The sequence below is a fragment of the uncultured Legionella sp. genome, from assembly GCF_937871865.1.
GTDB lineage: Bacteria > Pseudomonadota > Gammaproteobacteria > Legionellales > Legionellaceae > Legionella.
Genome location: NZ_CALMPD010000124.1, coordinates 1 through 3,414, shown reverse-complemented (window position 1 = coordinate 3,414; position 3,414 = coordinate 1). Strand labels below are relative to the sequence as shown.

The window sequence follows — 3,414 nt, the reverse complement described above, 5'->3', positions numbered from 1 at the left end:
GTAGAAAAGAAAAATGCCTCATTCGTTTTAAATCACCTGCAGGGGCGCAGAACCTGGGGTAGCGACCCCATTCGTGTCAGAATTTACGGTTTGACATCTAAATTTGCTCTAAAACCGTAAATTCTCCCACATCCTCTATTTCCGATTGATCAATAGCTGCATCGGTAAAATAAGTACCCATCGTAATCAAATGCTTATGTGGTAAAAGTGATATATGAGTTAGTGTATTATCGCTTATAACTTCGCCGTTGTTTTTAAGTTGGGTAATAATTTCTGTCATTTTCCTCGTATTCCAATATAATACAGCATTCGATACCAGGCTTAAGCAGCTTGCTTTATTCATGATTTCTTCGTAGTCACCAACTTGAAATTTTCCTTGGTTTGCAAAAAAAATACAGCGCGCTAATTGATGGCGATGTTCTCCTTTGTTTAATTGGCGTTGAACTTTATCTCGAATGTCTTTGTCAGTAATGTATTGTAAAATATACTCTGTTTTAAGTATTCGGCCTAATTGTGTAAATGCTTTTGATATCTTGTCAGATGGAGAGCCTTTCGATAACCGCCTAATAATTTCATGAGCAGGACTGAGCTTCTTTTTCAAAGAGGCTGCCACTCGTACCATTTGGTCAAACTGTTCTATCACCACTTCAATAGATGCGGTTTTAGTTAGCAAAGCGTCCAATTCACCGTAAGCAATTTCTTTATCAATGCGATAAAGTTGCTGAGATTTTAGATCTTTAATTCTCGGCATAAACCGAATACCAAGTAAATAGCACAGTGCAAACACGTGCTCAGTAAAGCCTTCTGTATCCGTGGTGTGTTCTTTAATTGCGAGAATGGTGTTGTTATCTAACAAGCCATCAATGACATAAAGCGATTCGCGTGGTGCGCATGAAATAGCTTGCGTATTAAGTACTGATAGTTGGTTTGATGTGTGCGTGTATACGCCAATCATTTTATCGTAGTAGCCCGCGTATCTTGGGTAGTATGACGACAGCAGGCTGCTTGCAGTAATAATAAAGCGTTGCCCATCTGAAGATGACATTTTTCCATCCCCATAGTTTTGGCTTAAGTCTAGTTGCGTATGTTGATTCACCAATTCTGCATTAGCAGATTTGATAGTTTCTTCCCGAATGCAGGTATCGGTAACATAACGCATCATTTTTGCAGTGATATCTGGTGTGCAATTCTCCATAGTTACAAGGCCAATATTAGTTGCTTGTGCCAAAATGCTGGCAATTAAGGTTTTATAAAAATTTTGTGGTCTCCCCTTTTGTCCATGAATCGGGGTAAAGTGTTTGGTAAATCCGGTTATGTGATCAACTTCAATTAATAGTTGCTCTATTTTTATTTTCGGCATATATGAATTTATCAGTGCCTGTAAGCGTTCTGCATCATCGGGAGTATCGATTTTGTCTTTTCTTTTCAGCAATAGCTTACCGTTTTTAATGTCAGCAAAATCATCGCTTTTAAAGCGATTGGCAGCAATCGCAGCTGAACTATGGAAATTCGCAATAATTTTGCCTACTGCATACTCTGCATCTTGCATAATCTCTAGCGCTTGATAGCTATTTTCTTTTTCTCGCTGCCACTCACAATCTTGATATATCAAGTTCCAAAAAGAGGCATATTTGTTACTGCGCTCAACGTATAAATCGCCAGATCGAAAACCATCTTTAATCGCAACGGCAAGTCCCATTTCCCAAAGATTGCGTTTAATTTCCCCATTCTTATCTCGCATGGCAATAGTTAATTGCCCATCCATGAATTTAGTGTCCATATCACTGGGTATCTTAGCAATTTCTTGTTTATCGAGTTTGCGTACCAGTTCAATTGATTGCTCTAATGACTGACCGCCTTTTTCAATCAGAAATGGCAATTGAATAAAATCAGCAAAATAGCGGCGCATGCTGCTATAACGGTTTTGAATTAGCTTGGCATAACCAAAACGGCTCAACACCTGGTATTCGTGCATATCATTTCTGGCCTGCTGTAGATCAGACTTTTCGGTTGAATGTGAATAAAGATCACTAACCGATAAACTGTGATCATCTTCTTGAGCCAAAATAAAGTCGATAAAGCGCTCGATCTTATCAATAGCGCGTTCATTTTTATTCTTATAAAGCTTCAACGTTTTCAGATGTGCATTTCGGCATTCACGGCATATATTGGAAATATACTGATCATGTAAGTGAATAAGGTAATCCATAAGGACTTTTTTTGATTCTGCCAAAAATAGTACCATTAAAGCGTAACGCTTTGATGGTTTAAAGCGTTTTATCTGATAAGCATCATAGTGCTTGGCAAGTTGATAAAAATATCTAGCAAGATCAGAATCTACAGTGCCGGTATCGACCAACGACAAGTCTATTTTTTCAACTTTTTGATAGCGTTCGAAATAGTCTTGCAACACCGAAATGCAACTAGAACCAGGATATTCCTTAAATTTTTGAAACCACGTGATGTCTTCGTCAGGGATAATTTCAAGCATGTCATCAATCATGTCAATCAATGCTTCAGATAGCTGCTGATAAATACCAGAAAATATTTTTTCTTGATGCTTTGAGCAAAAAGAATTGATTTCACGCTTCAAATAATACAGCGTTGGCAAAGCAACTTGGTTGACGATCAAAAAGACTTCGGCTTCTGAAATTAGTTTTTCTGGAATCAGCATTCCTGTCTGCATTTTCTGTTGCAACCAATCATAAAAAATAGCTTTGGCATCATTGAATGGCCTGAAATTTAAATGCAAGAAAATTGATTTCTTGTAATCAGTTCTTGTGGCATCACGCATTGGCAAATTAACGGTACCAACAATGTCTAACCCCAATAATTTACAAGCATGTCCAATAATACGAGTATCAAGCGTGTTGGGATTATCCAGAAGCTGGCCAAATAATCTCAAGGCACAGACCTGCAGAAATCCCCATAATTGGTATTGTTTCCTAAATTTTTTAATGAAGATCGAATCGCCAGTGCTTAAAGACCAATCGCGAATAATTTCATCTTCAGAAAGTCTGGGCTGTTGTTTCATTAATAAATCAGCCTTATTTTCTTAAATATTGGTATAACGTTTCACGGCTAATACTAAAATCACGTGCGATATGACTTTTCTTATCTCCTTGAGTCACACGTTTTTTTATTTCGTCAATTTGTTCCTGAGATAAAGCAGCCTTCCGGCCTTTATAAGCGCCACGCTTCTTAGCAAGAACGATCCCTTCCATTTGACGCTCTTTAATTAATGAGCGTTCAAACTCAGCGAATGCGCCCATGACAGATAACAACAACGTTGACATTGGCGAATCCTCGCCTGTGAATGTTAAATTTTCTTTCACAAATTCAACTCTAATTTGTTGGGAAGTCAGGGGCTTTTCATGACTAGAAATTAGTCACATAAACAGTATAATCCTGCAT

General features: G+C 37.9%; 1 protein-coding gene and 1 pseudogene. Both read right to left on the bottom strand.

All coding sequences use genetic code 11. From position 1 onward, the window contains the following. Window positions 1-97: 97 nt before the first annotated feature. Window positions 98-3,034 carry a Tn3 family transposase gene (locus Q0495_RS06590; protein ID WP_298624268.1) on the bottom strand — a complete coding sequence of 979 codons (2,937 nt, stop codon included), beginning with the start codon at window positions 3,032-3,034 and terminating at the stop codon, window positions 98-100. Window positions 3,035-3,047: 13 nt separating this feature from the next. Beyond that, a pseudogene (locus tag Q0495_RS06585) lies at window positions 3,048-3,365 on the bottom strand (helix-turn-helix domain-containing protein); the annotation flags it as partial. Window positions 3,366-3,414: the final 49 nt, after the last annotated feature.